This is a genomic window from Mycobacterium sp., from assembly GCF_049585075.1.
Lineage (GTDB): Bacteria > Actinomycetota > Actinomycetes > Mycobacteriales > Mycobacteriaceae > Mycobacterium.
Map to the genome: position 1 here is coordinate 1 of NZ_JBAUZA010000401.1, position 1,624 is coordinate 1,624.

Here is a 1,624-nt window from a genome sequence, read left to right on the forward strand (position 1 = left end):
GCCGCCAGCTCGGCTCGCGCATCATCGCGAGCCACCTGCTCGCCGGCGATGATCGTCACCGGTCCGCTTACATGCCGCAACGCGCGGACAATGGGATGCGGGTCGCCGGCCAGGCGCGGCCGCTCGACGGCGGCTGGGCGTCCAGCACTGCGGCCATTGAGGTGCAGGATCGACTGTTGAATGTCCTTGGGCAGCAACAACACTGCCGGGCCGCCCGCTTGTGCCGCGGCGATCGCGGCCGGCAGCGCCGTGACAATGTCGGCGGGGGTCAACACCCGCCGGCAAAAGACCGACACTGCCGAAAACAGTGCCTCGGCGTTCAGTGAGCCGTTGCGGCCGCTGGTGTCCTGAAAGCTGCCCCGACCGTCCATGGTGGTCGCCGGTTGGCCCACCAGCGCCAACACCGGTACCCGGCTGGTGAATGATTCGCCCAATCCCGGAAGCAGATTCAGCGCTCCGCCACCCGACGTCGCCGCGACGACACCTATCCCCACGCCGCTGCGGCTGTATCCATCGGCCATCGTGGCGGCGGAGAACTCGTGCTTGGCCAGCACCGCGGTGATATCTGACCGGAAGTAGGCGGCATCGTAGAGATCTTCAATGTTGGCCCCGTCGACCCCGAAGATGTACTCGACGCCGATTCCCGCGAGTTGCCCGACGATGTGGTCGACCACTCGGTGATTTCTCGGCATACCAGGTACACGACTCGCAGGGGGCCGCGGTTCATGGAAGTGCGGAACTGAACCAGACATCGTTGTTAACCGTGTTAACGCCGGGACCCAAGGATAGGGAGTCATGCCGCCTGTGTTCACCGACCACCACCAGAGCAAACCCGACGTCGTCGTCATTGGCGCTGGGCCGGCCGGTTTAGCTGTCGCACGCGAGCTGCAGCACCGCCACCGGCTTTCGGCGCTCGTCGTCGACAAGGCAGCAGCCCCTGCGGTTTCGTGGCGGAATCGCTACGACAACTTTCGCCTGAACACCAATGGGTTCTTGTCGCACCTTCCGGGGCAGCGAATTCCTCTGACGGCCGGCCGCTGGCCAACCAAAGAGGACATGGTCCGCTACTTCGACCGCTACGTGCGGCGCCAAAACATCACGCTTGCGCTTGGATGTGAGGTCAACCGCATCGACCGTGCCGCCGGCGGCTGGCTGATCGAGACCCCATCGGAGCAAATCCGCACACCAGCCGTTGTGCTGGCCACCGGCAAGTACCGTACGCCCGTCGTCCCGCCCTGGCCCGGCTTGACCGATTTCACCGGTCAGATCGTGCACTCGGGCGACTTCCGCAACGCTTGGCCGTTCCGGGGCCGCGATGTTCTCGTTGTCGGCGCAGGCAATTCCGCCGCTGACATCGCGGTGCAACTGGCTGACGACGGCGCGCGCAAGATCTGGCTGGCGGTGCGCACCCCGCCACATCTGGTGCGGCGTGCCATCGGGCCGATCCCGTCGGACGTCTTCCTCGAGCTCTCCGCGCGAGTGCCCGCGCGCATGGTCGATCCGCTGATCGGGCAACTCAATCGTCTGCTGTTCGGCGACCTTTCGGTTTACGGATTCGGCCGGCCGCCGCTCGGACTGAAGGCAACGGTGGAGCAAAAAGGCCGTATCCCGACCCTGGCCGATG

Annotated in this window: 2 protein-coding genes; one reads left to right on the plus strand and one right to left on the minus strand. The window is 65.6% G+C overall.

All coding sequences use genetic code 11. From position 1 onward, the window contains the following. Positions 1-692, minus strand: a 692-nt coding sequence (locus WB785_RS19080; protein ID WP_424080860.1) for a thiamine pyrophosphate-binding protein, incomplete at its 3' end; no start/stop codon positions are given. Positions 693-795: 103 nt separating this feature from the next. Here WB785_RS19080 and WB785_RS19085 point away from each other — a divergent pair. Beyond that, a partial coding sequence (locus WB785_RS19085) for a flavin-containing monooxygenase (protein ID WP_424080861.1) occupies positions 796-1,624 on the plus strand: 829 nt, incomplete at its 3' end.